21 protein-coding genes and 1 tRNA gene are annotated in these 24109 nt (G+C 57.6%); 13 read left to right on the forward strand and 9 right to left on the reverse strand.

Annotation, left to right across the window (positions count from 1 at the left end; genetic code table 11):
- Positions 1 to 121 precede the first annotated feature (121 nt).
- The 3 genes from ACVW1C_RS27895 to ACVW1C_RS27905 all read left to right on the forward strand — a co-directional run bounded on the left by ACVW1C_RS27895 (position 122) and on the right by ACVW1C_RS27905 (position 3325).
- Positions 122 to 322 (forward strand): hypothetical protein, encoded by a 201-nt coding sequence (locus ACVW1C_RS27895; protein WP_456761098.1) that lies wholly within the window; start codon positions 122 to 124, stop codon positions 320 to 322.
- Between the two features lie 135 nt (positions 323 to 457).
- Positions 458 to 898: a VirK family protein gene (locus ACVW1C_RS27900; RefSeq protein WP_456761099.1), complete on the forward strand. Its 441-nt coding sequence runs from the start codon at positions 458 to 460 to the stop codon at positions 896 to 898.
- A gap of 1686 nt (positions 899 to 2584) precedes the next feature.
- Positions 2585 to 3325: a hypothetical protein gene (locus ACVW1C_RS27905; RefSeq protein ID WP_456728250.1), complete on the forward strand. Its 741-nt coding sequence runs from the start codon at positions 2585 to 2587 to the stop codon at positions 3323 to 3325.
- Between the two features lie 40 nt (positions 3326 to 3365).
- Here the strand turns inward: ACVW1C_RS27905 and ACVW1C_RS27910 are convergent, their stop codons facing one another.
- From ACVW1C_RS27910 to ACVW1C_RS27920, 3 genes are all read right to left on the reverse strand, one after another.
- Positions 3366 to 3629, reverse strand: coding sequence for a hypothetical protein (locus ACVW1C_RS27910; protein ID WP_456728249.1), 264 nt, complete (start codon positions 3627 to 3629; stop codon positions 3366 to 3368).
- 40 nt (positions 3630 to 3669) lie between these two features.
- Positions 3670 to 4788 (reverse strand): Fic family protein, encoded by a 1119-nt coding sequence (locus tag ACVW1C_RS27915; protein ID WP_456761100.1) that lies wholly within the window; start codon positions 4786 to 4788, stop codon positions 3670 to 3672.
- A 960-nt stretch (positions 4789 to 5748) separates the two neighbouring features.
- Positions 5749 to 6627: an SPASM domain-containing protein gene (locus ACVW1C_RS27920; RefSeq protein WP_456728247.1), complete on the reverse strand. Its 879-nt coding sequence runs from the start codon at positions 6625 to 6627 to the stop codon at positions 5749 to 5751.
- Positions 6628 to 7503: 876 nt separating this feature from the next.
- Here ACVW1C_RS27920 and ACVW1C_RS27925 point away from each other — a divergent pair.
- From ACVW1C_RS27925 to ACVW1C_RS27935, 3 genes are all read left to right on the forward strand, one after another.
- On the forward strand, positions 7504 to 8742 hold the full coding sequence (locus ACVW1C_RS27925; protein WP_456761101.1) for a cytochrome P450: 1239 nt from the start codon (positions 7504 to 7506) through the stop codon (positions 8740 to 8742).
- 260 nt (positions 8743 to 9002) lie between these two features.
- The gene (locus ACVW1C_RS27930) at positions 9003 to 9356 is read left to right on the forward strand and encodes a hypothetical protein (RefSeq protein ID WP_456728245.1); all 354 of its coding nucleotides are present in this window, start codon (positions 9003 to 9005) and stop codon (positions 9354 to 9356) included.
- Positions 9357 to 9936: 580 nt separating this feature from the next.
- Positions 9937 to 12165, forward strand: a complete 2229-nt coding sequence (locus tag ACVW1C_RS27935; protein ID WP_456761102.1) for a hypothetical protein — start codon at positions 9937 to 9939, stop codon at positions 12163 to 12165.
- Positions 12166 to 13076: 911 nt separating this feature from the next.
- Here ACVW1C_RS27935 and ACVW1C_RS27940 read toward each other — a convergent pair.
- On the reverse strand, positions 13077 to 13982 hold the full coding sequence (locus ACVW1C_RS27940; RefSeq protein WP_456728243.1) for a hypothetical protein: 906 nt from the start codon (positions 13980 to 13982) through the stop codon (positions 13077 to 13079).
- A 1166-nt stretch (positions 13983 to 15148) separates the two neighbouring features.
- Between ACVW1C_RS27940 and ACVW1C_RS27945 the strand changes: the two genes are divergently transcribed.
- Positions 15149 to 15355 (forward strand): hypothetical protein, encoded by a 207-nt coding sequence (locus ACVW1C_RS27945; protein WP_456728242.1) that lies wholly within the window; start codon positions 15149 to 15151, stop codon positions 15353 to 15355.
- 446 nt (positions 15356 to 15801) lie between these two features.
- On the forward strand, positions 15802 to 15990 hold the full coding sequence (locus ACVW1C_RS27950) for a hypothetical protein (protein ID WP_456728241.1): 189 nt from the start codon (positions 15802 to 15804) through the stop codon (positions 15988 to 15990).
- Between the two features lie 25 nt (positions 15991 to 16015).
- On the opposite strand, the gene ACVW1C_RS27955 is transcribed toward ACVW1C_RS27950, so the two are convergent.
- Together ACVW1C_RS27955 and ACVW1C_RS27960 are read right to left on the reverse strand one after the other, a co-directional pair.
- Positions 16016 to 16339, reverse strand: coding sequence for a hypothetical protein (locus ACVW1C_RS27955; RefSeq protein WP_456728240.1), 324 nt, complete (start codon positions 16337 to 16339; stop codon positions 16016 to 16018).
- Positions 16339 to 16653, reverse strand: a complete 315-nt coding sequence (locus ACVW1C_RS27960) for a hypothetical protein (RefSeq protein ID WP_456728239.1) — start codon at positions 16651 to 16653, stop codon at positions 16339 to 16341. The genes ACVW1C_RS27955 and ACVW1C_RS27960 overlap by 1 nt, the downstream gene beginning before the upstream one ends.
- Positions 16654 to 17217: 564 nt before the next feature.
- Here ACVW1C_RS27960 and ACVW1C_RS27965 point away from each other — a divergent pair.
- Both ACVW1C_RS27965 and ACVW1C_RS27970 read left to right on the forward strand, forming a co-directional pair.
- Positions 17218 to 17294: transfer RNA gene (locus tag ACVW1C_RS27965), tRNA-Thr, on the forward strand.
- 131 nt (positions 17295 to 17425) lie between these two features.
- Positions 17426 to 17635, forward strand: a complete 210-nt coding sequence (locus ACVW1C_RS27970; RefSeq protein ID WP_456728238.1) for a hypothetical protein — start codon at positions 17426 to 17428, stop codon at positions 17633 to 17635.
- Between the two features lie 813 nt (positions 17636 to 18448).
- Here ACVW1C_RS27970 and ACVW1C_RS27975 read toward each other — a convergent pair.
- On the reverse strand, positions 18449 to 19780 hold the full coding sequence (locus ACVW1C_RS27975; RefSeq protein WP_456728237.1) for an MFS transporter: 1332 nt from the start codon (positions 19778 to 19780) through the stop codon (positions 18449 to 18451).
- Positions 19781 to 20714: 934 nt separating this feature from the next.
- Between ACVW1C_RS27975 and ACVW1C_RS27980 the strand changes: the two genes are divergently transcribed.
- The gene (locus ACVW1C_RS27980; protein WP_456728236.1) at positions 20715 to 21080 is read left to right on the forward strand and encodes a hypothetical protein; all 366 of its coding nucleotides are present in this window, start codon (positions 20715 to 20717) and stop codon (positions 21078 to 21080) included.
- 343 nt (positions 21081 to 21423) lie between these two features.
- On the opposite strand, the gene ACVW1C_RS27985 is transcribed toward ACVW1C_RS27980, so the two are convergent.
- A complete protein-coding gene (locus tag ACVW1C_RS27985) occupies positions 21424 to 21855 on the reverse strand; it encodes a hypothetical protein (RefSeq protein WP_456761103.1) in 432 nt (143 codons plus the stop codon).
- A gap of 183 nt (positions 21856 to 22038) precedes the next feature.
- Between ACVW1C_RS27985 and ACVW1C_RS27990 the strand changes: the two genes are divergently transcribed.
- Both ACVW1C_RS27990 and ACVW1C_RS27995 read left to right on the forward strand, forming a co-directional pair.
- Positions 22039 to 22293, forward strand: coding sequence for a helix-turn-helix domain-containing protein (locus ACVW1C_RS27990; protein ID WP_456718407.1), 255 nt, complete (start codon positions 22039 to 22041; stop codon positions 22291 to 22293).
- The gene (locus tag ACVW1C_RS27995; protein ID WP_456761104.1) at positions 22293 to 23600 is read left to right on the forward strand and encodes a type II toxin-antitoxin system HipA family toxin; all 1308 of its coding nucleotides are present in this window, start codon (positions 22293 to 22295) and stop codon (positions 23598 to 23600) included. The genes ACVW1C_RS27990 and ACVW1C_RS27995 overlap by 1 nt, the downstream gene beginning before the upstream one ends.
- A 5-nt stretch (positions 23601 to 23605) precedes the next feature.
- Here the strand turns inward: ACVW1C_RS27995 and ACVW1C_RS28000 are convergent, their stop codons facing one another.
- A complete protein-coding gene (locus ACVW1C_RS28000) occupies positions 23606 to 23812 on the reverse strand; it encodes a hypothetical protein (RefSeq protein WP_456761105.1) in 207 nt (68 codons plus the stop codon).
- Positions 23813 to 24109 lie beyond the last annotated feature (297 nt).

A 24109-nucleotide genomic window follows, 5' to 3' on the forward strand; every position in this document is an offset into this window, starting at 1 on the left:
TTGAATGGGCCGAGATCGGGTCCCTTGACTGAGCTCGTTCGGACCGCTGCGCCAGGTTCGCTCCACCACCACCTCTTTGCGGGTACGCGCTCTGGGGCAGCAGTCCTTGCCCGGCTATCCCATGGACAAGCTGGCGGATGCGACGGGCCGCCGTGTTCTTCTCAAGTTCTCTCGGCCGTCGGACCTGCAATGGACGAGCGCGACCGGTTGCCGTTTTGTGGTTTCCAAGCGGCCGACGCTCGATCAAATCGTTCTAGTCGATTTCGCACAGGGGCGAGCCGCTTTAGCAAACCTGACCTACGAGGTTGTGACGTCGGAATAGCCGTTACAACCACTTGCGCCTAGTTGCGGCAAATTGTCTTTGTCGCAGGCACGCTTGATGTCTTAAATCCGCCAATCGGCTTACACGACGTCTTGCAGCGTGCGATCTGTAGTACTTATCGAGGGAGAAGAGCGTATGAAGTGTACAGGCAAAGGACTGGCGATCGTATTGTCCTTGCTTTCGACCGTAGGCGTGAGCACGATGGCGAGAGCCGATGAGCCCTCGCCGAAATACACCGAGGTGCTCCATGCCCTGCAGACCGGCAAGAATGTGAAGCTCGTACTGGACATGAGCCGCTGTACAGCCGCGGATGGTGGCAAAGCTGCGTCGGCAACTCAGGCTGGTCTGGTCATCAATGCCTTCAGGGTGACCCCCCAGAACGGCATTAGCTTCGCCAATGCCCACCAAACGGTGGACAGCTCCGGACATGCCGTGACCGAGTACATCCGCCATAGCCTCAGCCGCGACGGCAGGCTCACGGTGCGGGCTTCGAAGCTTGTCGTCGGGACCACCGAACTCGTGAACCAGGGCGAATTCATCTGCGAACTGCCGGATGGCGCTAAGTTCATCTGGTAAACGAAGAGAACAGCGCAGGGGACGCGCTTCGAAACCTTGATCCTTTAACCGTGCAAACACCTTCGCAGGTCATGACGCATGGTTTCGATCGTGAGAGACGGCCAGATGGTTTCTGGCCGTCTTTTCCTGAAGCGCGTCGAGTGCACGAACTTGCTGTCTCAAGGTACCGTATGACGCCCATCGATCCTCATTGAACCTCAGTTATCGGAAGATCGGCGGTTCCGGCTATCCTCATATTGTTCGGAGACAGGCCTGTCGTTTGAACATTCCAGACGGGTCTTTCCAAAGTACGTCCGCACCTGATCTGCGATCCTGTGAGGATTCAGCCCGATCAAGCTGCTGGCCGCGATGATGATGCTTACTCCTCGGCCGCCCGACAATGCGCTCGTATCATGCATCCCGCGTCTTTATGATCCTTTCATCTGAGAGTTTCGTGCTTCCAAATGCGGTCACAGTGATTGGACCATCCCGCTTAAGATCGTGCCGCGACTGCCGCGGTGGGTTTGCACACCGCTTAGGCTGTCGTTTGGACGCAATTCTTGATCTTTCACTTTTCCATTCGGGGTAACGATCCAGCGCAGACTTCCACGCTGAACCGTCATGCCCAGCCCACTGAGACCGGGGGCGCACGCAGGGACGAGCTGCCGAGGGGATCACTCAGCCTGCACAAGCGCAGCGCGGAAGGCTGGGGAGACGGCCGCGGCGAGCGCAACGATCCTCGTGGGCGCCGGGGCGGAGCCACTCGCGAGGGGGCTAATCGAAGGCCGGATGGGAGGCTCGGCGCGCGTCGAGCCAAGTCGGCGAAGCCGACGCGCCAACTCGATAGATTACTTATTCGACTAAGGCAAACACGACACGGCGCCGATCGACCTCGTCAAGAGTTGAGAGCCAGTCGTCCCCTTTTTGGCGATAGAAGAAAGTAAAGAAATGATTCTCCTCGGACAGGAACGATCTGTTTGTTAGAGTCGATCTCCGCACGCGATACACTCATTAAGTTGTCCAAAGTTCGACGAATGAAAATTATTCTAATTGGGTATCAGTGCATCTCTCTCGTATGCACGTGCCGGACGTTAAAATGCCATCGTTGTCGGAAGATTCTGAAGACGCCTGAGATAGAAAGCACAATCACCAATGGCCAGACTGCTATTGAGATGATTGGAACGCAGGTTGTGTGTCTAAGAGTGCCGCAAACAGCTTGGAGCAGGAGTCTTTTACGAACCGGACGGACTAAACTAACCATGAGGGAGCCCAGCGCTGTTGCAGGGGGGCCGATTTAAAGCGCCAATAGCGAAAGCAGAAGGCTTTTTGATCCATTGCGGAGACGGCAGCATCAAGATGAGCCCGCTGCGGACAAGCTCTACTGCTAGGATCGAGACCTTAGTATGTCGGGAAGCAGACAAACCCAACTCAAACGTCATCCAAACTGTCGACGATTGCTTGGCACGAAGAATGCACACCCCTAGCCATGCCTAGGGCTTTCCGGGCATGGCTACCATCGCAAGTTGCGGCCGTGGCTGGCCACTGAAGTTAGCGGCGCTAACATAAGGCAGACAGCGTCTGCTCGGCCGATACCGGCGGGCGTCTTGTCACGTCGCCGCTAACTTTCAACGGCGTGAATAGCGGGCTTGTAGTACGGTAGAGCAGAATGAACGGGACGCTTTGGAGAGGCGCGAAAGACCTCGGAAAATGAACGCAGAGAACAACTTCGCGGCCCGGCTCCTTGACGCCGGACGCCTAGCAGCAATCGCGCGTACACGTGGCCTGAAGGCGGATGTTTCATACTACGTCGACGAGGCGCTCAAGGAGCTTTGGCGGACCAGATCACCGGAAGAAGCAAAAGCGATCGCAGAGCGTTGGGTCTTATGGGACGCAAAGGGGAAGCCTTGGCCGCGCATGCCCTCACTGGAAAACGTCGTCCCGTTCAAACGGACCGGCGCGGCCGAGATGCCGAGGACGCCCTTGCAAGCAATCCGCGAATGGTTCGAAAAACAAGATGAGGACGTACGATTTGAAATCGCTGGCATGGCGGCGCTTTTGATTTTCGAAGGTGGCAATCTTCTCGACTTCAGCAACAAGGAATGGTGCGACCATTTGCGCCGATGGCTCAGTGAGACGGGATTACCAAACCATAAGGTCATCGGCCGTGCTCTGACGTTTCGCACCTGTTTCGAATATTTCTCGGAAAACAGGTTCACCGAAGCGGCGTGGATGCGATCCAAAGAGGCAGCCGTGAAAATCCTTGCAGATGCTGGCCTTGACCCAACCTCTGAAGCTGCGAGTCTCGCACCTATTGCCCAAAAAGTGCTGGAGAGCTTGCCCGCGCGAAAATGCCGCTGGATCGAAGTAGGCAAGTCCTGGAGCAAACTCGTCGATACCAGACTGGCACCCCGGGTCCTCAGGGGGTGGAACGCCTTGCATATGGAATAAGATCAAAGGCAGCGCTTGAATGTGTGCTTGGCGCGGCGCCCTAATACAGTAAGCTGACGGAGTCGTCATCTGTCTCGAAAAACTGAGCCAACACCTGGGGGACAAACGACAGAATACAAACCAGACCGCCCACAGCGAGGAGAGGAAGCGCCGCGCAGAATGCGACGTTGTAACCGAGTGGCAAGCTGGCCTGGCTCGTTAGCAGGTTGATCGTGCCGATGATCCAAAGCGAGGAGAACGTAAGAAGGGCGGCATTCTTGGTTTCGGCGAACTTGACGAAATCGATGGTTCGGACAAGTTGCATGGAGAGCGTCTTCTCGAAGGCTTCTTCTTGATCGTATCCTTCATGAGCGTTCTACCATCGGCTCGATCAAAGAATAGCTGGTACTTCTGCCGCCTGCTGCGTCTTTCTTCAGGATGCCGAGTGCAACGAGTTCATCAATATCTCTCGAAGCCGTCGCTTGGGAAATCTTTGTCAACTTCGCCCACTTGGATGAACTCATTTTTCCATGGAAGCCATCCAGAAGCCGGTTGAGAACGGCCCGCTGACGCTCATTGAGTTGCTTTCCCGCATGTTCGTCCCAAAAAGTAGCCTTCCGCAGAACGCTGGCGAGGACCACCGCAGCTCCGTCAAAGGCACGGTCCAAGCAATCTAGGAACCACTTAATCCACTCGGTGATATCCAGGTCGCCTTTTTGGGTTCTTTCGAGAACCGCATAGTAATCGTTCCTTTCGCGACGGATCTGGGCCGACATACTGTAGAAGCGGTGCGTGATGTTCTCGGAACGCGCCAGCATTAGATCGGCGATGGCTCGCGCGATGCGTCCATTTCCATCCTCGAAAGGGTGTATGGTTACAAACCATAGATGGGCAATTGCAGCTTTGAGAACGAGGTCCATATCAGCCCGGCTGTTAAACCAGGCCAGAAAGGCGCGCATTTCATTTTCGAGCCGTGCGGCGGCGGGAGCCTCGTAATGCACGTGCTCTCGCCCTATGGGTCCAGAGATGACTTGCATGGGCTCGGACTTCTCGGTGCGCCAGGCACCGACCACGATCTTGGTCATGCCGCTTCGTCCGGTGGGGAAGAGCGACGCATGCCAAGCGTAGAGGCGTTCGGCTGACAGCTCATCGGCATATTTTTCTGTGGCATCGAGCATCATTTCGACGACGCCTTCGACATTCCGGTCAGCCGGTGTAAGCGCACCGATGTCCACGCCCAATCGGCGAGCAATTGACGAGCGCACTTGGTTGCGGTCGAGGACTTCGCCTTCGATCTCACTGGACTTCACGACTTCTTCGGTGAGGCTTTGAAGCGTTGCTTCTGCTTTAAGTGGGAAGCCTAGTCGCTCCATGCGGCCTATGAGGCGCCCCTGCTTGTGGCGGACTGCGGCGAGCCGATCAGCAATGCTTTGAACATTCCAGTTGAAACTGGGCCAGGCGGGAGTGTTGTGAATATACGGCATAATCTCGGCATCCTATGAGGAGATTATGGGGATTCTCCGTCATCCGCAAGCTACTCGTCAAAAAATGATGAGAATAATCTAGCTAACGTGCGAGCCACTGGCCGGCCTGCTAGCCTGGGTTCCCGTAAGTTCCTGATACGTTCTATAAAGAGAGCTTAAACCTGTGGATTGTTTCCGTTCGAGGCTGGCGGAACTTCCTGAGACGCACCATTTGCGGTTTCCATCCGATTTTATTACCGAAAAGGCGCTCGGCGCTGAACAGGAGCTTTGGAGGCAGGCCGCAATTGGAATAAGGATCGGGCGACAAAGCGCGAGAGCGTATCGCTCCTTCAGCTGGAAAATCCCTCTCCTCATGAGAACGTCAGTCGGCCAATATACTGTTTGCGCTATGAGCGTCCTATTGAGCGGAAGATCAGCGGACAATGTCGCAGTTGATTCTGCGGCAGCTCTTTCGATATGCAGGTGATGACCTCCCCGGGGAACGAACCTGTCGGATGCCCACATCGCATGGTTTGTGAGAGGGCACCAGCGCCGCCGTGTGCGGGTTTTCCTGGCAAGATCGGCAAGTCGAGGTCGTTGTAATCGATCCTGGATGGAATATTCTGCAGCTACTGACCTCGCTGAATTGCAAGCGCAACGTTGGTCTCGTCATGGCGGGCATGTGGGTCAGGCCCGTTACGCTCTCTTGTACGTTCGAACTCCCATTGGAGAGCGGCTCATTGAATTACTGAAGACGGCTTTTGGATCGATCGAGAGGCACGAGATCAACTGCGAAGCCAAATCGTCCGTCATCTTGCGGGAAAAGCATCTACCACCTCCAGTGCACCAGTTGAACATAGGCGATCCTTGGAGCTCTCGTAAGGGCTGGTCCCCGGTCGTGCATTCGCCGAGGCGCGACTCTGATCCGTCTTCTGGGACTAGTCCAGCTGGTGCGGCGCGCTTCCATCGGTATGGCCATTCTCACAGCGCGCGGGCAGGGCTCCTACATTCCGGCTCCGGTTTGGCAAATTCACACGTCCTGCAAAGCAGAAAGCCATCCGTACCGTTCATGCGGTCGGCGATTTCGCTAAATATCCGGCCTTTGAACAGATCTTCGTACTCGTGGCGCAAAAGATTCCCAAGGACATGACGCCGCTCAAAATCCATGCAGCACAAAGTAACATCGCCGTTTGGAAGAAGGACATTCCGATGCTGCTGTTTCCCATTGCACGTCAGAGTGCCGGCGATCGGCTGCCGGGAGGTGATCATTCTCGGATCTATACGTCCTCGCCTGCTACTCAGCGGCCGCAGGCGTTGTAGCTTTTTGGCGGGGATTACGTCGGCTAGATCAGGATGGATTTTACCCAGGACCACCAATTGAATTGAGGGAATGTTTGCCTCAATCAGTCGGCGCATGACATTGATGTAGTTTTTTCCGACGAGGCGGCTGTTCATATAGGTGCCGTCGTCGGGTACGTGAACGACGAAAGTCTTGAACCGGAGCACTTGCAAGCGCCGAACGTCAGTTCCGTTCATTCCAACAAGGGTCGTGAAGATCCGGACGTCGTGGCCGCGTGCGTAAGCGTGCTCAACCATCGTGCTACAATGCGGATGCAACCAGGGCTCCGAATATCCGGCAAAACTAATGCCGGTAGCTGTCGGTACGCGTGAGAGACATTGCTTGAAATCCTGAACACCCAGATGCTTGGCTTGGGATACGAGCCTTTGGCGATCTGCAAACTTGTCCTGGGAGCAATAAGAACATCTGACGATGCAGCCGGTGGTCGTGGTTATCTCCAATACCTTGCTACCAGGATCGGCCGCGCGCAGTTTCTTCAGCGTCGTCGGGTATGCCGTCATTCTCTTTGATCCTTTCAGGTGGAACTGCTGGAAGGAGAGCAAGGGGCGGTCGGCAATGCGCCGGGTTCGACAACGCGTTTGCTGAACGTAGCACCGATCTCTCGGGGTCGAATACCGCTTTCTACGTGCTGACTACGCATAGTACCGTTCGCTGTCATTGACATCCTCGTCTAGTTTTCGCGTGAGCCGGGTGCCAGGCCCTGGCCTCCTCGTCGCAATGTGCGCAGAGCTTGCCGAGCAGCGGCGATGCTGATCAGAAGCTGACCGGGCGAAAGGGCTATTTGGAGTTCTGCCTATGACGGTGCCAGGGTCCGGACCATCCTTTTTACTTGTCGCGCAAGCCATCGTCCTTGCGAATGGTTCCGCGGCCATGAACTGGGTGGATAGCGATTGAGCATCGTAGCCTCGGAGACGATCGTCCTCGAGAGCTCCTGTCTCGTTCAGTTGCTGGGCTGCCCGCCAGGATGTTGGATCAAGCAGGCGATTGTCGGGCCGAACAGAACATTTGCGTACTCTCGGTGGTGCTGCGGCTAGGTGGTGTCATGGAGGATGAGCAGCGCTAATGATTGTCGCCGCACGCGCTGCGGAAGACCTGGAAGGCTGTGGCGGCATGTCAGCTATTTGATTTCGAGCAACGATATCGCCGATCTCAGGCGATGCCAGCGTTGCCGTGATGGTTCTAAGGTCCACTGGATTGGATCGACTTAGAAAGTCAATGCGATCTGTCCTGCCAGAAATGGTAGGAGAGGCCGGCTCGTGCTTTGAGATACTCTGTTGGAGCGAGGACATGCTCGCAACCAACACATCAGGGCGGTCGTGGAGCGCGACTATGCGGACCCGTATGCTCTCGAATGAACAAAATCTGCGGAGACCATCATGAAAGCGAGATCGGCACGTAGAGCCGATGAGGCGTCGAGTATCCCGCTGAGCAAGCTGGATGTTAGCGAAGCCAAGCGCTTTCAGGATGATAGCATATGGGGGTACTTCGAGCGGCTGCGAAGGGAGGATCCCGTTCACTACTGCCAAGACAGCTGCTATGGCCCCTATTGGTCCGTCACGAAGTACCACGATATTGTCGCGGTCGATACAAACCATAAGGCATTCTCGTCAGAACAGGGTGTCACGATCGTCGATGTGCCTGACGAGCACTGGACCCCGAGCTTCATTAAGATGGGTCCTCCAAAACACGCCGGGCAGCGCAATACCGTAAGTCCGATAGTCGCACCGGATAACCTGGCGAAGTTTGAAAGTCTGATCCGCTCCCGGGTCAGGGTGATTCTGGACGGGTTGCCGCGCAATGATCCGTTCAATTGGGTGAATATGGTGTCGATCGAACTGACGACGCAGATGCTTGCCACACTCTTCGATTTTCCCTTCGAAGACCGAAGGCTCCTGACCTATTGGTCAGATGTAGCTGTTACACCTCCGAGAGCTGGCCATGCCATCGACAGCTGGGAAAAGCGAAGAACAATCCTGTCCGGATGTCTCGAGTATTTCACGCGACTTTGGAACGAGCGCATTAATGCCGAGCCGCGCCTGGACCTGATTTCTTTGATGGCACATTCGCCCGACACGCGCCATATGAAGCCGGATGAGTTTCTCGGCAATCTGATCCTGCTGATCGTCGGAGGCAATGACACCACCCGCAACTCGATGACCGGCGGCGTCTTATTCATGAATCAGTACCCCGGCGAGCTGCAAAAACTGCGCGATAACCCTGCGCTCGTGTCGAGCGCCGTGTCGGAGATTATTCGATATCAGACCCCGATCGCCCATATGCGCCGCACCGCGGCGGCAGATTGCATTCTGGGTGGCAAGCAGATCAGCAAGGGCGACAAGGTCGTTATGTGGTATATCTCTGGCAACCGGGATCAAGAAGTCATCGAGAATGGCGACAGCTTTGTGATCGACCGCAAGAATGTGCGGCAGCATCTATCGTTCGGATTTGGTATCCATCGGTGCGTTGGTCGGCATCTTGCACAACTGCAGTTGAATATCCTCTGGGACGAAATATTGCGTGCAGGGCTAGACGTAAGCGTTGTCGGCGAACCCGAGCGAATCGCATCTAATTTCGTGCACGGCTACTCCTCACTCCCAGTGCGGATTGCAGCCTAGTCCCTGATCGCGTCGGCGGCACGCGGTGCGGTTGGGCTCGTCTTGAACCGCATTCGTTGACGCCGCTAGCGAAAGCGGCCTGATCGGCGCCAAACGATCGCTGCATGTCGCGAGCCGGTCGGCAATCGGGCAGGCGTTGACGAGCCCGCGTAAGGAGCGACAGGTGAGCCGGCCCGGCGCCGTGCAGGCGCCGGACAAGCGAAAAAACAACACCAACGGTGCCCTCCAATTCCCCATATCCGGGCCACCATGGACAGCCGATGAACTTGATATTGAAGATTGTAGCGGTGGCAGCGATTTTCCTTGGAGAAGCGATTTCGATCATCGCCGAGTTGATTGCCTCAAGGCGGTTTGGAAAGGCCGGCGGGGATGTGACGATGCTCCTGCCGATGTTTCTCCTGATATCTTTCGGTGGCATCCTTCTCGTTTTTGGATACGCGCTGGGCTATATGCATCTGAAGAATATCTGGATCATTGTCGCAATATCGGTGGGAGCTATTCTGGTGGTGGAGCCGATACTCACTCTTCTCCTCTTTAGAGACGTTCCGACGGCCGGTTCGCTGATCGGGTTGATGCTCGGTGCGCTTGGTACGCTCGCTGCCGTATGTCTATGAGGCTGATCTGACTGAGCCTGGATGGGTACCAGCTTCGCCGAGATGTAGTTGCAAAAGACCTGCGCATCGTCGGTTCTGCTCGCTTCGGCCGGGGCTAATGTTGTTGCTGATCGGCTTTCTACGCTTCATCAGAGGCGGTGCGTGGCCGCTGGCTTCGTAAGCTCTTCTCGAAGTCTCCTTGCCGGATAGTGAGACGCCTGCGGGGCGGCCGTAGGTCTTGATCAATCTTCGCTGGCCAATTTCTGCCCGACCACGGCGTTGCCTCGTGCTCTCCAGCATGTGGATGGCTTCGTCCAGTTCGTGTGAACACACCACTGGTCAGGAAGCAGGATGATCACGAATCGCCTCGCGGCCGGTACTGTCGCATTCGAGTCCGCGGTCATGTGCTTCAGCTGACTATCCGGCAACACACGCGTCATCCCCGCACTTCAGCACAACACAGGAGCTGCGACGGGAAATGAAACCACAGGCGACATACGCTTTTTGGCGCATCCCTGGAGAACGCTCTTGGTCAGCTACTCGTCAGCCAAGCGGTCTATCCAGACAGGCTGCACATCGTCGACTTAATCGGAGATAAAGCATGACGGGCATTGGCCGATCCGGGAAATCGCACGTGGGGGCGGCAGCAGCCGACAGCACCGGGGAACTCGGCGTCGTCCCTGGGGAACGCAGCCGATCCTTCGACGCCGTCGTGGAGCGGATGCGCTCCGGGCCTGAGGAGCGGGCCGTGCCGCTCGCCAGCCAGCCACCAGATTCAGATGTGGTGGCGCCAACGCGGCACGAGATCAAAGCAGCAAGGCAAACATTGGAGAGTCTCCTTGAGGAGCTTGAACCTTGTCGTCGAGCGGCCATGCGCGCCCGAGATTTGCCCGAGGCGCAAGAGCTGATTGACCAAGTCGTCAGGGCAGGCTCAGCAGCTCTGGAGTACTACGCCGATCTGCCCCCAAATTTGGCGCGTCGCATTCTGCCCGACGATCGGGCCCGCCTTCTCCGCGATGACGTGCTTGACGCAGCCACCCAGTGTAACACCGTGGCCAGGCAGATTGTTGACCAACTGGAGAAGAAGAGAAAAGAAGCGTTGAGATGCCTCGAGAGGTTGAAAGGCACCGCAACGCCCCACCAGCTGAGCCGCTCGGTTGCAAGCGTGGCGGAACATTATGCGGCCCACATGGAGTGGTGGGGAAAGAAGACACTGCGCTTGGAGCGGATGCAATCCGTCTGCGCAGCTACTGCGGACTTGCCAAGCGCTACGCCCGAGATGCGCAAGGCCGAAGAGGCCGCACTAAGGCTGCACACCGGCCATGCGCTCAATACGAAGTGCATGTATCTGCAAACCCGGATAGCTCTCGCGGAGCTCTTGATTGACTCGCAAGCGAGCACGTTGGAACCGGGCGCGCACGAAACCCTCATGAACGAGAACGGGCGGGTGCGTCTGCTCGGGACCTTCATCGAAGATGTTTTTCCAGCATTCGTCTCGACCAGCCATGCTGTTCTGAACAGCAACGGGGCACCGCTCGACGCCGAGCATCGCGCCGTTCTGGAAGGTGTCATGGAGCGGCTTTCGGAATTCGCTTCAGGGGTGAGTTCCATGGTTGCCACGCTGAGGGAAGCCGGATCAGGAGCTGACCTTCCGTTGCAGTTGCTGGACCAGATCGTGGAAAGTGCGTGGCTTACGGCGAACGAAGTCATGCGGTTGCTAGCAGTGCAGCCAAAGTTGGCAGCCACAATTGAACCGCCGGCTTGGGCTGCGCTGCCGGAAAATACCGCCATGGTGGGCGAAAGCAGCAGAGCGCGCAGAAAGGGCAAAGGAAGGCGCGCAGCGGCCGCAGGCGAGGGGAGTTCGACGGCGCGCCCGCCCGAGCCGCAACTCGCCAGGCCCGATGCGGCCACGGCCCCGACCGGCAAGGTTATCGTGCTCTCGGACCTCGGTACAAAAAAACTCGCGACCGCGGAGGAGGCACGCGCGAGCGCGTCACCCTCTGCTACCGAGCACCTCCAGATGTGGCAGGCTCCGCCCTCCAGGAAAGCGCTGGCGGGATTACTCGAGCGACTGGACGAACTGGTGCAATTCGATCTGCCGGCTCAGCAAAGTGCCATCTCGCAAGCGCGCCAGATGAAGCCCGAGGACGCCGACCACGTCTTGGATCTCGTCAGTAAGCGCTTGCAGACGCAGGCTGCCGAGATTGAGGCCTGTGTAGTCGCGCTGGAGGAGCCTCGCCGCCGGGGCCTGCTCACGCCGGTGCAAGTGCCCGAAGTGCACGAAAAAATATTTCGGCTCAAGGCGATGCGGTCCGAGGTGCAGGGCCAGGCAAACTCATTGAACGTGCGAAAGGCGGCAATCACGAGCGATTGCATGAAGACCTATGCGTTTCCGTCGCAAAGGTACCTTGAACAATTGCGGGCGGCCGGGGAATTGGCGCCAGTCGATCCACCGCGCGCCTTGCAGGGAGAGCCAGGGAGGCTGTTCGAGGTCAAGCTGCAGCCCAAGGCGCTGAGCAGTGGTGCGAGGCCAAGCCCGATGTGGGTGCACATCCATACCAAGCGGCCGGTACATGCCTGGCAATTGCCAATGTTGGGGGACCTCGACTTCGCCGCTTGCCACGTGAAGTCCGATGAACAGCGCGGCTATAATCGCCACTGGCAGAACGCTCGAGCCGCCGAGGGGCACGACAACGTCGTGATCCACCGCGGCAAGCTCACACCTGCGTTTTGCAAGTCATTGTTGAGCACCGCAGCTGGCGGCCAAGCGTTGTACCACCTTTCCGATGCTGGGCACGTGTCAGCGCAGATGGGGCGACTGGGAATCTAGTGAGCTTCTTGTCTTGCGGCAGCATGCCGTTCGATGGCAGCTTTCATGCCTCCAGGTCGGCTCGGCGGATTACCTGAGCCGCACCGGGCTCTTCAGGTTCCACCTCCCCAACGGATGGAGCTCGGAGGAGAGACCACGCACCAAATCCGCGAGAGGCTCGTCGGCTGGAGAGCCGGATCATTTTCGATCACGGGCAAGTAAGCTCTCACTATGAGGCCATTGGTGGCGCCAAAGATCGGCGCGGGCACGAAGCCAGCCGCTGAGCGCGGCAGCCGGAGAAACATGTGTGTGATCCCGAAGACGATACGGCCGGATGCGTCGCGCTCGTTGCGAAGGCCTGCATGTGCGCCGCCAACTGACAAGTAAACCTCCAGAGGGATTGCTTCGGATGGTTGGCATGCCAAAAGAAAACGATGCGCTCTGGTTTGACGAATCGACTTCGCAATGCACAATGAGCCCGCCTGTCCGTTTGCTTCACTTGGATAAGGCGACGAGAGCCCCAGCATCCCGGCCTCCAGGCCCCCAGAAGGTGCTGGGGCTTTTCGTTCTTCCGAGTGTCCCAGCCGGTGAGGGCGGGGCTGCTTCTCTGCAAATCCCGTGACGGCCACGACCGCGTCGGCGTGGCGGGAAGCTCGTTGTGCTCTGCTGGCATTTGCTGACTCGAGTGTGGAGCTCTGGCGACTATAACGGGGCCATATTGGCCTATCGGCGCGCGAAATGCCTCGCTTTCCTCCGACGACAAGTGCGACGAATTTGAAGACGGTACAGATCTCGGCGGACACTTTGATGGTCGACGTGCGCTACCCGACCAACTCCCCCGCGGGCCACTCAGATCAGGCATTATAGATGCCGCGGAACGCTACTTCCGAGCAGCGCGACGAGAGATGTCGCGTTTCTCGCACCCTTTAGCCTCAGCCTCTCGTCTCTGACTTTTTGTACGGATTCGATTCGCTAGCGGTCCGATAGTCATCCAGATTCCCGCCCAGAAATAGTACCTCGCGCTCCTCGGTTGGGGTATCGCTCACCCATGCAAGGTTGGGTTCATCACTCTCAGTCCCGTCCTCAAGGATACTGACGATCTCTTCGGCCGTCCAGGTGGTGACCCGTGGCACCGTGTAGGAGTGCAACTCGTTCGCGCTTTCCGCAATTGCTTTGGCGCCATACTCGTTGTCATCGTCCGGCGACAGGAGCAGTTGTGAGGCCTCCTCGGACAGTGATACAAAAGGCGAAGAATAAGTGTCCCCTCTCATGTGCGCTGCCGCTGCGCGACCCAGATCAAGTTGTTGGCCTCCCCAAATATTCCAGGGGGCGGCGTCGTAACGCAAAGCCGCCATGGAGCGCAGATGGTCCATCGCGCTTTGACGGTCCAGTACATGTGGCTTGCAATGGCTGGCGTGATTTTGAAAGCGCTGCAGCTCAGCGTACGACGATGCCACCACCTCGTCGTAAACGCGGCCACTATCGACGCCGCCGGCTGATGGCCCAGTTGCTTTTGACCATCGTGCTGATTTTTGCGCCGCGAGTTCGATTTCTCTTCTGAGTTCCGCAACGGTTGCGCAGGTCAGCGTCGCGGCAAGCCGAGCGCTCGTCCTGATAAAGGATGCAGCTGCGCACCGTTCGTTCCCCTGAATAGCCCGCGCTCTCAAATTGCCTTTCGTGTCAGTCCGGGACGATCCGGCCCCGGCCGCCTCTGATGTTTGGAGGATTGGCTGAGGCTCTCCAAGCCGCTGCTCAAAGTCTGCTTGCCCCATTTCTTCCTGTTGCAGCTCGACGTAATTCGTAAGAGCCGCAGGACCGATATTGTCAAACGGGTTCATTCCATTTTCCCTTTGGTAGCCTTGTCGATATCAATCGGACAAGTTGATCAGATTTGAGCGAGTCGCGAGGGTCGGAAACCGAGACGTGCACAAACGCCTATAAAACGGAAGCGGATCTGGTTCTCGACGGGGCGGTATGTCGAGGGATCCAGCTCCTTCTTCTGTTCCAGATTATGAGCCCATCAAGCCCAGCCTTGTGCGGATAGAGATGGTATCATGCTAGAGGGTTTGGCTGTCGATCAGCTGACGAGTTTCATTGCTTGAAGAATATCCAGCCCTTGCGACTGTGCCGACCGTCCATTGTTCATCGCAGAGCTGACTTTGGCGAGATGGCGCCATCGTCGCTAAATCCGGCAGTGCGAAAGGTCGGCAGACGCAGCCCGGCGGAGGCGCAACGAGCCTGAGCTTAAGTTGCATAAGGAAGGCTGCCGAGGCAGGCTTGCATCGATCGTGAATCGATGTCCCGAAAGTGCCGCTCGAGACGCGGGCTCTGGTCCGAATAGCCGATCTTGTCACAGCCGTCGGGCTCGTGACCGCTTGGGGTTGCGTGGAAGCAGATTGTGCTCTGCAAGGAGTCCTGACGGAGCGCGAGGATTCGCGTGGGCACGCAGGGCATTGGTGGCGAACAAGACCCGCGCGGCGCAACTTCGAGCTAGGCATCCGCACCACACGGCGAATAGCTTAAGCTTCCAACGCTAAGGCGCTGCGACCGAGACGTTGAACTGCCAGCCGGACTTGGCACTACAGCCGAGCAAGCCTTGCGGTGTGGTCTGCAGCGCAGCCGTAACAAAGAGGAACCAGGGCGATCCCCATAGTCGTCGTATCGGCCGTGAAGAAATCGCGTATTCACTAATCGCAAGGGGACGCAGGGGTCGTCGGGAAACCCGCGCGGTTCCAACCATTGCAACGCACAGTATGCCATGATCAACAAACGAGGGTGCTTCGATTGCTTCGACAGCTGCATCGATAGCTTCGATGGCTGGGCGAGAGCTCGAGCGTAAACGGCTCCGCTGATTCCGATTGACTTAAGGCGAGGTCCTGCCGAGATATCCGAACGTATCCATTCCGTAGATAGACCCAATCAAGAAAATCAATTTTACCACTTGCGGCGCGGTCATATAGACGTGATGGACGGGTTGGGGCCAACCTAGCGAAGCGACTCTAGAATGAAAAAATTCGTGATCGTGACTGCGAGCGCCCTCGCGCTTGGAACGGCGGCGGTGCCGACCTTTGTTGCTGAGGTTGCCGCCCAACCGGTCGACACCAAGGTGCAGGTAGCCGATACGTCATATCCTCAATGCGCGGATGACCCGTTGGATGGTATCTGCGACTTATTTTTCTGTTTGACCGATCCGTCGTGCGTACAGCACTAACGACGGAAGACAACCAAGCATAGAACGAGGATATCGAGTCCAACGAGGTGCGCCAGTACGAACGGCAGGCCCGAGAAGCGGCAGAAAAGGCCTCGACGCTGCTCCGCGGCGAGTTCATCAACGCGCTCACGGCCCGGATCGGCAAGATGGAGCGGGAACTGCAGTCATTGAACCGTAGCCTCTACGCACATCCCTTCCACAACGAGAGATATTCGTTCCATCGCACCCAAGTGGTGGAATTCCGATTAAGCGAGCGGAAACCACGCGTTAGCCGATGTTCTCGGTAGGACTACTGGGACGATCACTGAACGTTCTGGGGTCCATTATCAGCGATTATACGGCCATCCAACGCTATATGCAGTTGTGCCAGCGCGGGCCTTGCTCAGTCCAATTTGCTGATGTCCTTCGTCCCGGTAAGGGTATAGCGTCGGGGCAAAGGGACAAAAATGAAAGACATTCGGAACTATCTGGAGAAGCTCCGCTGCGATGCAGCGGAGTGCGCGATGATCCGCGATCTTACGACAGACATTCCGAAACGAGAGCTATTTTCACGATTGGCAGAGCATTTAGGTTTGCTGGTATCGATGGTTGAGCGCGAGATCGCCACGCGCGAGCCGCCGGCCAGTGCACAGTAAGGCCGCCTCAGTTGGCGGCCTCCTTTCATTTGGTGTTGTCGCCCTTAGCCCAAGGCATCTTATCGGGATCGGGAAAACCAGTATCCACCGACTCAGAACGTCCAGCTGGGGTTACGGGCGCGTCTTTGTAGATCAGCTGAAAACTGCCCTCCAGCAATTGCAGCCACAGCTTGCGTTCCGATATCGGCCATACGTCACCCGACTTCGAAAGACGCGCCAAAAGACCGGCAATGATAGGATCAACTGGCGGCTGTTTTCCTCCACCCCCACCAATGCCGCCACCACCATTTTGTTCTTCCTCGCGCGGCTTCTCTTCCTCACGTTGTGCCCCGGGAGCAATGCCCGGCATCACAAGTCAATTTCGTCCGTGCTCAAAATAGCCAGCCTGCTCAGCCGATCTTTCGAACACTTGTCGGGCGCGCTCTTTTTGTTTTTCGGCGACACCGAGCCCGACCATCTCGCGCTCAGTATACGTTCATTGGCATAGCGTCGTCCGCCAAGGCCATCATCAGCTATCGCACCGGCAAGCGCGACAGCGAGAATACGGACCTGTTCGTGCAAGACCTTCGCCAGCGCGTGATCGGAGCGCCAGAGATCAGCACGGACGGCTTCCATCCCTACAAGGTATCGATCCGCGACGCCTTCAACGGCCGCGCCCATCATGGCGTGATCGTAAAGACCTACAGCGTAACGAACCTGGCTGTAAAAGAAGCCGCGCCGCTACAGCCCCGCCGAAGTAGTAGCAGTAAGCCGTGAGGTAGAGAGTGGGACGCCAGGCAATATCTCGACCAGCTACGTCGAGCGTCAGAACCTCACGCTGCGGATGACGCAGAAGCGGTTTGCACGCCTCACCAACGGCTTCTCAAAGAAGCTCACCAACCACGCTGCGGCGGTCAGCCTGTACGTGTCCCACTACAATCTCTGCCGCGTCCATGAGGCGCTGCGGACCACGCCAGCGGTCGCGCTGGGCATTGCTGAGAGGGTATGGACGATTGGGGATTTGCTCGACGCTGTGCTTCCCATGGAGCCGAATCGGCCGGTCCGCGTAACGCGAAACTTCAGCGTAATTCAAGGAGGTAAAAGCCGATGAATAGTGTGGACGCGCGCAAAAAAATCGCGCTCCCGAATCGGTCGGAACCGAAGTTTCGGATATCTTGAGGGTAATGCGATTCGCCCCGCCTTGTTAAGGGGCGGGGCGAACGCTGAAGGCCGTTACGAGCGGCTTTCGGGCTCGTAGCTCAGCTGGATAGAGCGGGGGCTCCGTAATCCCAAGGTCACAGGTTCGAATCCTGTCGAGCTCACCAACTTCACTACAGCCGGACGTCCGCAAGGGCGTCCGGTTTTTCTTTAGCGCACCAACCCCTTCGGTGGCGAATCACCTTTGCATCGTGCGGCAAAAATGAGTAATTTTCCACTCATTTTTGAGTAGGCGAAAATGGCATCGCGCACAGAGAAAACAGAGCGTTTGCAAGTCATGCTGGGCCTCAAAACGCATGGTTTTCTGGCCGTGCTTTCAGAAAAAGGCACCCACGGGACAAGTCCAACTGATGTGGCTAAGGCTCTGATCGAGGATGGAATTCGACGCGCGATCCAAGAGGAATGGTTGAGCCCTGATGACGTGAGAAAAGTACAGCGTCCCGGGTAATCCCCGATTCTATCCCCACTTGGCAAATGCGAATGCCGGCGCGCCGCACACAAAGAAGCGGCCCCAGCGCGTTGGAATACGCTGAGGCCGTCCTACCGCGCCGCAACTTCTAAGATACCCCTTCTGAGGTAATCGCCCCAGTATGCATTTTGTGCCAAGCTGCACCCATCAGGATTTTGCCGCGACCTTCCTGGGGCTAAAGCCGACGCCGCCCGCAAGCATTTTAAGCGAGGCGGCGTTGTGTTGAGCCCTTAGAGAAAACGGCCCCAGCACCTTTGGGGGCCAAGGGGCCGGTGCTGGAGCCGATACCCGATCCGCCGATCGGTAGCCATCAATCCTGCACCCGGCTCGAATCCCTCGCTATAGCCAGCTTGCAACAGTGTCCTAGTTCCGCAGGACGAGTGTCCGAATTAGGACAGCACCTAGCTTGCCGAAGGGAAGCTGTCGAGCCTCAGGGCTCCGTGCCGGTGTTTTGAGGGAGGGATGAGTCATCGGGGAAAAGCCGTTCAAAGAACTTCGGCAAGCTATGTTGTCCAATGAGACAAAAAGCCCCGCTATTCGACCGAAGTAGACGCAGAGAGCCTTGAGGTACTTTGCGTCATCGATCGCGTCGTGTGAAGCGCTGCGGGCGCCCGACAGTCTGATGAGCCTGGTAACCATCGACGAGGTCTTGGGTGCTCTCAGAGTACTCCGCGCTATCGGCTCTCGACGGTCGCGCGATCGACCTGCGAAGGCAGCAGCCTACATTCTCGCCAGACCGCATGAGACGTCACGCGATCGGCTGGAAGTGACCCGTGATCATATTGTCCAGCGCTATGGCGGGCTTTGCTTGTTTACAGCGCTATTAATTTTGAGCGGTGCGGTCTCGGGCATCATGAGCATGGCACAGAGCGCGGCCGTGCTAGCGACAAGCATGTACCAGGCGGGCGCCAGCGCGCTTCCGGTAAGATAGATCAGCCAGGTGACGACTGGTTGAGCTGTGCCTCCGAAAATCGCTATCGCAAAAGCGTAGATGATCGCGAAGGCGCCACCACGAATGTTCTTGGGCAAACCTTCGGCCATGCTCACATAGAAGGCGCTATACGGAATCGTTCCGATAAGTGTGAGCGCGCCGAGACCCCCGAGAAGTGCGAGGGCACTGCGGCTCTCTGAGATCCAGAAGAACACCGGATAGGTCATCAACAACGCAGCGATCTGCGGCCATATCATGATGTGCCGGCGGCCCGCGCGGTCTGCGAGCCAGCCGCCCAGCAGCGCGGCAGCAATTCCTACCGTATTGCTAACGAGCGTGGTGCCAAAGGCGAGAGGCGCCGAAACGTGCAGGGTGCTCAGTGCATAAGTGGTCATATATCCCGTGACATAGGTAATGATCGTGCAACTGGCCAAGATGACAAACCCCAATCTCATGGTGCGGCACGCAGTAGGCGATTTCCGTACCGTCTGGATGACCAGAGCAGGCAGCTCAGGGCGGTGTAACGTTTCGGGTAGGGAGTTCCGCAACCAAAGTCCGAAGGGCAGCGTAGCGGCGCCGAGCAGCAGCGCGATCCGCCATCCGTACACATTGAGTGCCTCGCTGGTCATGGTCAGCGAGAGTATTTCTCCAACAAGCGCTCCGGCCGTCGCAGCGATCTGTTGGCTGGCAGGCTGAAACGAGACAGCAAGACCGCGCCCCTCGGCCGGCGCCGCTTCCAGCAAATAGGCAGTTGTCGGACCAACCTCACCGCCGAGCGCGAAGCCTTGCACCAAACGCGCGACAATGACCAGGAGCGGCGCAGCAGCTCCTATTGTCCCGTATGAGGGAGTGAGCGCTAACACAAGGATCGCGGCGCTCATCAAGACAAAGCTCGCGGTCATCGCGGGCTGGCGCCCGGCCCGATCCGAATACGAGCCGAGCACTATGGCCCCGATCGGCCTGGTCACAAAACCCGCGCCGAAGGTTGCGAGCGACAGCATGAGGCTGGCGAACGGGTCGCTTGCCGGGAAGAACGCCTGACCGATCTGGATGGCGAAAAAGCTGTAGGTCCCGAAGTCGTAGAATTCGAGAATATTGCCGATCGTTGCACCCAACACGGCGCGACGGGTCAAGGGTTCGTCTGCCGGAACGAGGACCGGCTCCGGTTTCCGCCGAGTAGATTGCTTGCCCATTCTCGATCCGTCCGAGGCACGATCACCGGCCTGATCATTTCGAAGCGAGGTCGAGCGCATTGCACTTCATTTGCTCTGCGTCATCTAGCTTGATGTGGGCTGGACCCGCGTCCCCGTGCTCTACATTCCTGACGCATGCCAGGACGAAGCTCACGAGTGCAATAAGAATGCCTGCCTCTTGCGGCCCGTTCAAAGCTTGAGCTGATCGCGGTAATCGCCGGCAAGATGAACAGGCGCGCTGCAATTGTCGGGCGCGGCACTCGTTGTGCTTCTGTGCATGGCGAGTTTGCGACAATTTGGTGGGCACCGAACAGAAGGCGCCTGTTTTCACACAGATGACCGCGCATGCACGCAGGGTTCAGCCGGCGCGCGTATGCGCAAAGGATCAGGCAATTGGCCCGGCTTTTGCTCCACTGCTTACCAATTGTGTGCGGCCACCTACTTTGTCGGGATTGTCGCTGCAGAACCAGGGACCTTCCTACGATCAGAGGTAGCATGAGCTCGCATTGTTGACGACACAATTTAAAGGAAGGATCGTGCCTGCGCTGCAGACGTCGAGGATATCCGCTCATGGCGGGCCGCGTTCAGCCGGACGCACATGGCGAACCTCACGCACCGGACACTGAGCTCCAGGAAAAGGAAGTAAACGTCATCAGCGAGTGCGCCTCTGTGAGTTGATCCAGATTCATCAGGTCACCTCCACGGGAGGAGCCTTCCTTTGATATTGCGGCGCGGCCGTCAGGTTGTCGCCGCGAATGCGCACAGCCAGTGTTTGATCAAGTGCGGATTCCGATGATCTCGCCCGGGTGTACCGATTTGATCTCGCCCAGGAATCAAGGGCAGGCGCGCTTTCTCAGGCGCATTACGCGTGCGCATGGTCGAACATGTGATGGCAACGCACGCTGCAATCAACTCCTCGAATTGAATGGGTAGTATGAATTCGAAGACAATTGCCACCGTCGTGCTTACGGTTGCAGCGGTGCTGGGGTCGCCCAGTAGGGCCGTCGAAATTTACGATGTCGCTGATTCGAACGGTGTGCCGTTCATGCGGGTCCGCATACTCAGTGCCGACGAGGCCGATCCGGGATCTTCATCGCGCAATTTGTCTCGTTGGGAGATAGATCAGGTGCTTACCGGGATTCAGTATTGGGCTGAAATCATCAAGGTCATCCCTGGTCAATCGCCAGCGATGAGGGCGTTGCGCAGATCGCCATTACACGCGGTGACGACCTCGTCTATGCGCCGGCTCACCGAGCATGCTGTCTCGGCCTCGGGTCACGATTACTCGCGCAAGACATAAGGTTCTCCTCGCCGGGGCACTCGCTGAAGCGGTCCGGCGGTCAGCCGCCGTCGCTATCGCTGCCGCGTCAGACGGGTGCCGCTCAAAGGCCGGTGCCGCCGGAGCGCCACTCTCCCCGAGGCTTTGGAAATACTTCTATTCCCAAGCCCTGCGCGCCTTTAGTTCTATAAAGCATTGTATCGCCGCTGCCGCGGCAGCAGCTTAGGGGCGTCGCCCCTCAGCGCGGCGCAAGGACAGGCCTTCGGTTTTGGCTCCCCCACGGTCCGCGGTGCCCCAAAAAAGTTGTTCCAACTTCCTTCAGCCCTTGCGCCTTGCACACCTCGCTACGCCTGCGAGGCAGGGGTTATGGCGGCTTTTTGTCGCGCACAAACTCAGCCTTAAGGAGAAAAATAACAGAACCAAGACCTCCGCCGCAGCCTGTCGTGATGGTGCCGCGCGGCAAACTGAAGAAGTCGCCCAAGAATGCTCGTAAGATGCCAAATTCGAAAGGCTGAAGTCGAAGCTCTCGCCGCAGTATCGCATCCTCGGCATGCTGCGATTTCCTGTCGTCGAACCCGAACGCGGCCCCAAGGACAAACCGACCGGCCACTTTCTGGTCAATGCGGTTGAGGGACGCTGTCTCGCTCAGTTGCTTCGGGCCAAGCGCAAGGAGATCAAGAAGGACGAGCAAGCCGCATTTTTCGATCCCAACAGCGGATGGGTCTTTGCGACCATCTGGCACGACGGATAAGCACGTCTCGAGTACGGCAGCATTGATGGCGGCGATCGATGACATTTTGGAATGTTGCCGAACACTGACTTGCCAAGCACCACCCAGCACGGCCGGCAATCGAGAATAGCCGATACGCGATCGCGTATATCTGTTTCATATACGCATACACGTATATTACTATGATATACGGATTTGCGTATATTGACAATATATACGGATTCGCGTATATTGAACGAGGAGATTCACATGACGCAGCATATTGCTCGTACGGAAAAGCAACTCGGCGCCATTCTACGGCGGGCCCGCCGACAGGCCGGACTTACCCAGTCAGGCTTAGGAAAGCAGATCCATCTGCGTCAGGGCACCGTATCCCGACTGGAAGCGGGCGAGCCTGCCATTCAGCTCCGCACCCTCATGGAGGCGCTGGCCGCGCTCAATCTTGAACTGGTGGTCCGTACCCGCAGCAAGGCCACCTCGACTGACATCGAGGACATTTTCTGATGGGCCGGCCTCCAGCAAACGCGCCCCTGAATGTGTTCGTCAACGCACGCCTGGCAGGCATGCTCCGGCGCGAGTCCAGCGGTGCGATCGATTTTCGTTACACTCCGCAATGGCTCTCCTGGGAATCGACCTTCCCAATCTCGCTATCGCTGCCCTTGCGCGAAGACCGCTATATCGGCGCACCTGTAATCGCCGTGTTTGACAACCTGTTGCCCGATAGCGAACAGATACGCAAACGAGTCGCGGAGCGGGTGGGGGCAAAAGGTACTGACGCCTACAGCATGCTCTCTGCACTCGGGCATGATTGCGTTGGTGCACTCCAGTTTCTTCCACAGCGTGTCGATCCTGCACCTGCCGGTACGATCGAAGGGAAGGCTGTCACCGACCGCGATGTCGCCGCCATCATCAAGAACCTTGCGAGCGCTCCACTTGGGATGGGGGAAGACGACGATTTCCGGATTTCCATCGCTGGTGCCCAGGAGAAGACCGCCCTGCTGCGGCGAGATGGCAAATGGTACAAGCCGACTGGTACCACGGCGACGACGCACATTCTCAAACCGCAAATCGGTCGTTTGCCGAACGGGATCGATCTCTCGAACAGCGTCGAGAACGAATATTTCTGCCTTAAGCTGCTGGCCGCGCTTGGCGTGCCAACGGCGAACGTCGAGATCGCCGATTTTGGTGGTCGCCGCACGTTGATTGTCGAGCGCTTCGATAGGCGCTGGACCAATGATAAAAGGTTGCTGCGCCTTCCTCAGGAAGATTGCTGCCAGGCTCTATCCGTACCCACCACCCGGAAATATCAATCGGATGGCGGCCCCGGCATGAAAGACATCCTGCAACTGCTCAAGGGTAGCGATGAACCGACCGAAGACATCGCGACATTTTTGCGGGCCAGCATCGTGTTCTGGCTCATCGGCGCAACCGACGGACACGCCAAGAATTTTAGCCTATTCCTGAGCCCCGGCGGGCGCTTCCGACTCACGCCGCTTTATGATGTCTTGAGCGCGCAACCAAGCCTCGACGCCGGACAAATTCAGCGCAAAGCTTTTAAACTTGCAATGTCGGTCGGCAAAAATCGCCACTATGGAATGACTGATATTTTGCCGCGTCATTTCCTGCAGACCGCCGAAATCTCCGGCGTTGGGCCGGCCGTAGTCCACGCAATCTTTGAGGATCTCGTCGAAAACTTCGAGGCAGCCTTTGCGAAAGTGATAAAGGGCCTCCCCAAGGGCTTTCCCAAAGAATTGGCAGACTCGATAAGAGTCGCCGCTATTCGCCGGATCGGTCTTATAAACGACCGTTGACACTTTCAGCCTAAGGGGCTGCGTGCGCGGGCCAGCGCTGGCGGCACCAACACCGGCACCAGCAGGATGAGGATCGTCGGCGTCGGTATCAATGTCGACAGCGCGATCATCGCGCCCATGATCGCCGTCGGCGGCGCCGGCGCCAGAATTGCCGGAACGCGATGATCGGCGCGCCGATGATGATCAACCGCCGCCGGCTCCGCAACCTCCAAGCCTATCTCAGCCGAGCGCATCGACAAATACGTCAGTCACGCGAACCGGGCTGCTCTCGTCAACCAAGTCTTCGAGGCATTCTGGCAGCAGCGTCCGCTCCCACGATCTGCTTCTTCATGAGCGCCTCACCAATTCCTTTAAAGACTCAGGAGGGAATCGTAACAGCAGCCCAGTGTTTTCGCTGCCAGGACGCGTTGCGGACGTTTAGCGAGTCAGTGGCGAAGCCTTAGGTTGGCGCAACAGATGTAGTAACTCCACGTAGGCGCTACCAACGTCATCGAAAGCGCGTTCGTGGG

It is taken from the genome of Bradyrhizobium sp. USDA 4011 (assembly GCF_054063415.1).

Excerpts from the sequence above, each read along its gene's own strand:
- ACVW1C_RS27930 (WP_456728245.1), top strand. The coding sequence starts at position 9,003 with ATGAACTTGATATTGAAGATTGTAGCGGTGGCAGCGATTTTCCTTGGA.
- ACVW1C_RS27945 (WP_456728242.1), top strand. The coding sequence starts at position 15,149 with ATGAAAAAATTCGTGATCGTGACTGCGAGCGCCCTCGCGCTTGGAACG.
- ACVW1C_RS27925 (WP_456761101.1), top strand. The coding sequence starts at position 7,504 with ATGAAAGCGAGATCGGCACGTAGAGCCGATGAGGCGTCGAGTATCCCG.
- ACVW1C_RS27915 (WP_456761100.1), bottom strand. The coding sequence starts at position 4,788 with ATGCCGTATATTCACAACACTCCCGCCTGGCCCAGTTTCAACTGGAAT.
- ACVW1C_RS27910 (WP_456728249.1), bottom strand. The coding sequence starts at position 3,629 with ATGCAACTTGTCCGAACCATCGATTTCGTCAAGTTCGCCGAAACCAAG.
- ACVW1C_RS27920 (WP_456728247.1), bottom strand. The coding sequence starts at position 6,627 with ATGACGGCATACCCGACGACGCTGAAGAAACTGCGCGCGGCCGATCCT.
- ACVW1C_RS27970 (WP_456728238.1), top strand. The coding sequence starts at position 17,426 with ATGGCATCGCGCACAGAGAAAACAGAGCGTTTGCAAGTCATGCTGGGC.
- ACVW1C_RS27950 (WP_456728241.1), top strand. The coding sequence starts at position 15,802 with ATGAAAGACATTCGGAACTATCTGGAGAAGCTCCGCTGCGATGCAGCG.
- ACVW1C_RS27990 (WP_456718407.1), top strand. The coding sequence starts at position 22,039 with ATGACGCAGCATATTGCTCGTACGGAAAAGCAACTCGGCGCCATTCTA.
- ACVW1C_RS27960 (WP_456728239.1), bottom strand. The coding sequence starts at position 16,653 with ATGATGGGCGCGGCCGTTGAAGGCGTCGCGGATCGATACCTTGTAGGG.
- ACVW1C_RS27900 (WP_456761099.1), top strand. The coding sequence starts at position 458 with ATGAAGTGTACAGGCAAAGGACTGGCGATCGTATTGTCCTTGCTTTCG.
- ACVW1C_RS27905 (WP_456728250.1), top strand. The coding sequence starts at position 2,585 with ATGAACGCAGAGAACAACTTCGCGGCCCGGCTCCTTGACGCCGGACGC.
- ACVW1C_RS27995 (WP_456761104.1), top strand. The coding sequence starts at position 22,293 with ATGGGCCGGCCTCCAGCAAACGCGCCCCTGAATGTGTTCGTCAACGCA.
- ACVW1C_RS27940 (WP_456728243.1), bottom strand. The coding sequence starts at position 13,982 with ATGAACCCGTTTGACAATATCGGTCCTGCGGCTCTTACGAATTACGTC.
- ACVW1C_RS27980 (WP_456728236.1), top strand. The coding sequence starts at position 20,715 with ATGAATTCGAAGACAATTGCCACCGTCGTGCTTACGGTTGCAGCGGTG.
- ACVW1C_RS27975 (WP_456728237.1), bottom strand. The coding sequence starts at position 19,780 with ATGGGCAAGCAATCTACTCGGCGGAAACCGGAGCCGGTCCTCGTTCCG.
- ACVW1C_RS27955 (WP_456728240.1), bottom strand. The coding sequence starts at position 16,339 with ATGCCGGGCATTGCTCCCGGGGCACAACGTGAGGAAGAGAAGCCGCGC.
- ACVW1C_RS27985 (WP_456761103.1), bottom strand. The coding sequence starts at position 21,855 with ATGTCATCGATCGCCGCCATCAATGCTGCCGTACTCGAGACGTGCTTA.
- ACVW1C_RS27895 (WP_456761098.1), top strand. The coding sequence starts at position 122 with ATGGACAAGCTGGCGGATGCGACGGGCCGCCGTGTTCTTCTCAAGTTC.
- ACVW1C_RS27935 (WP_456761102.1), top strand. The coding sequence starts at position 9,937 with ATGACGGGCATTGGCCGATCCGGGAAATCGCACGTGGGGGCGGCAGCA.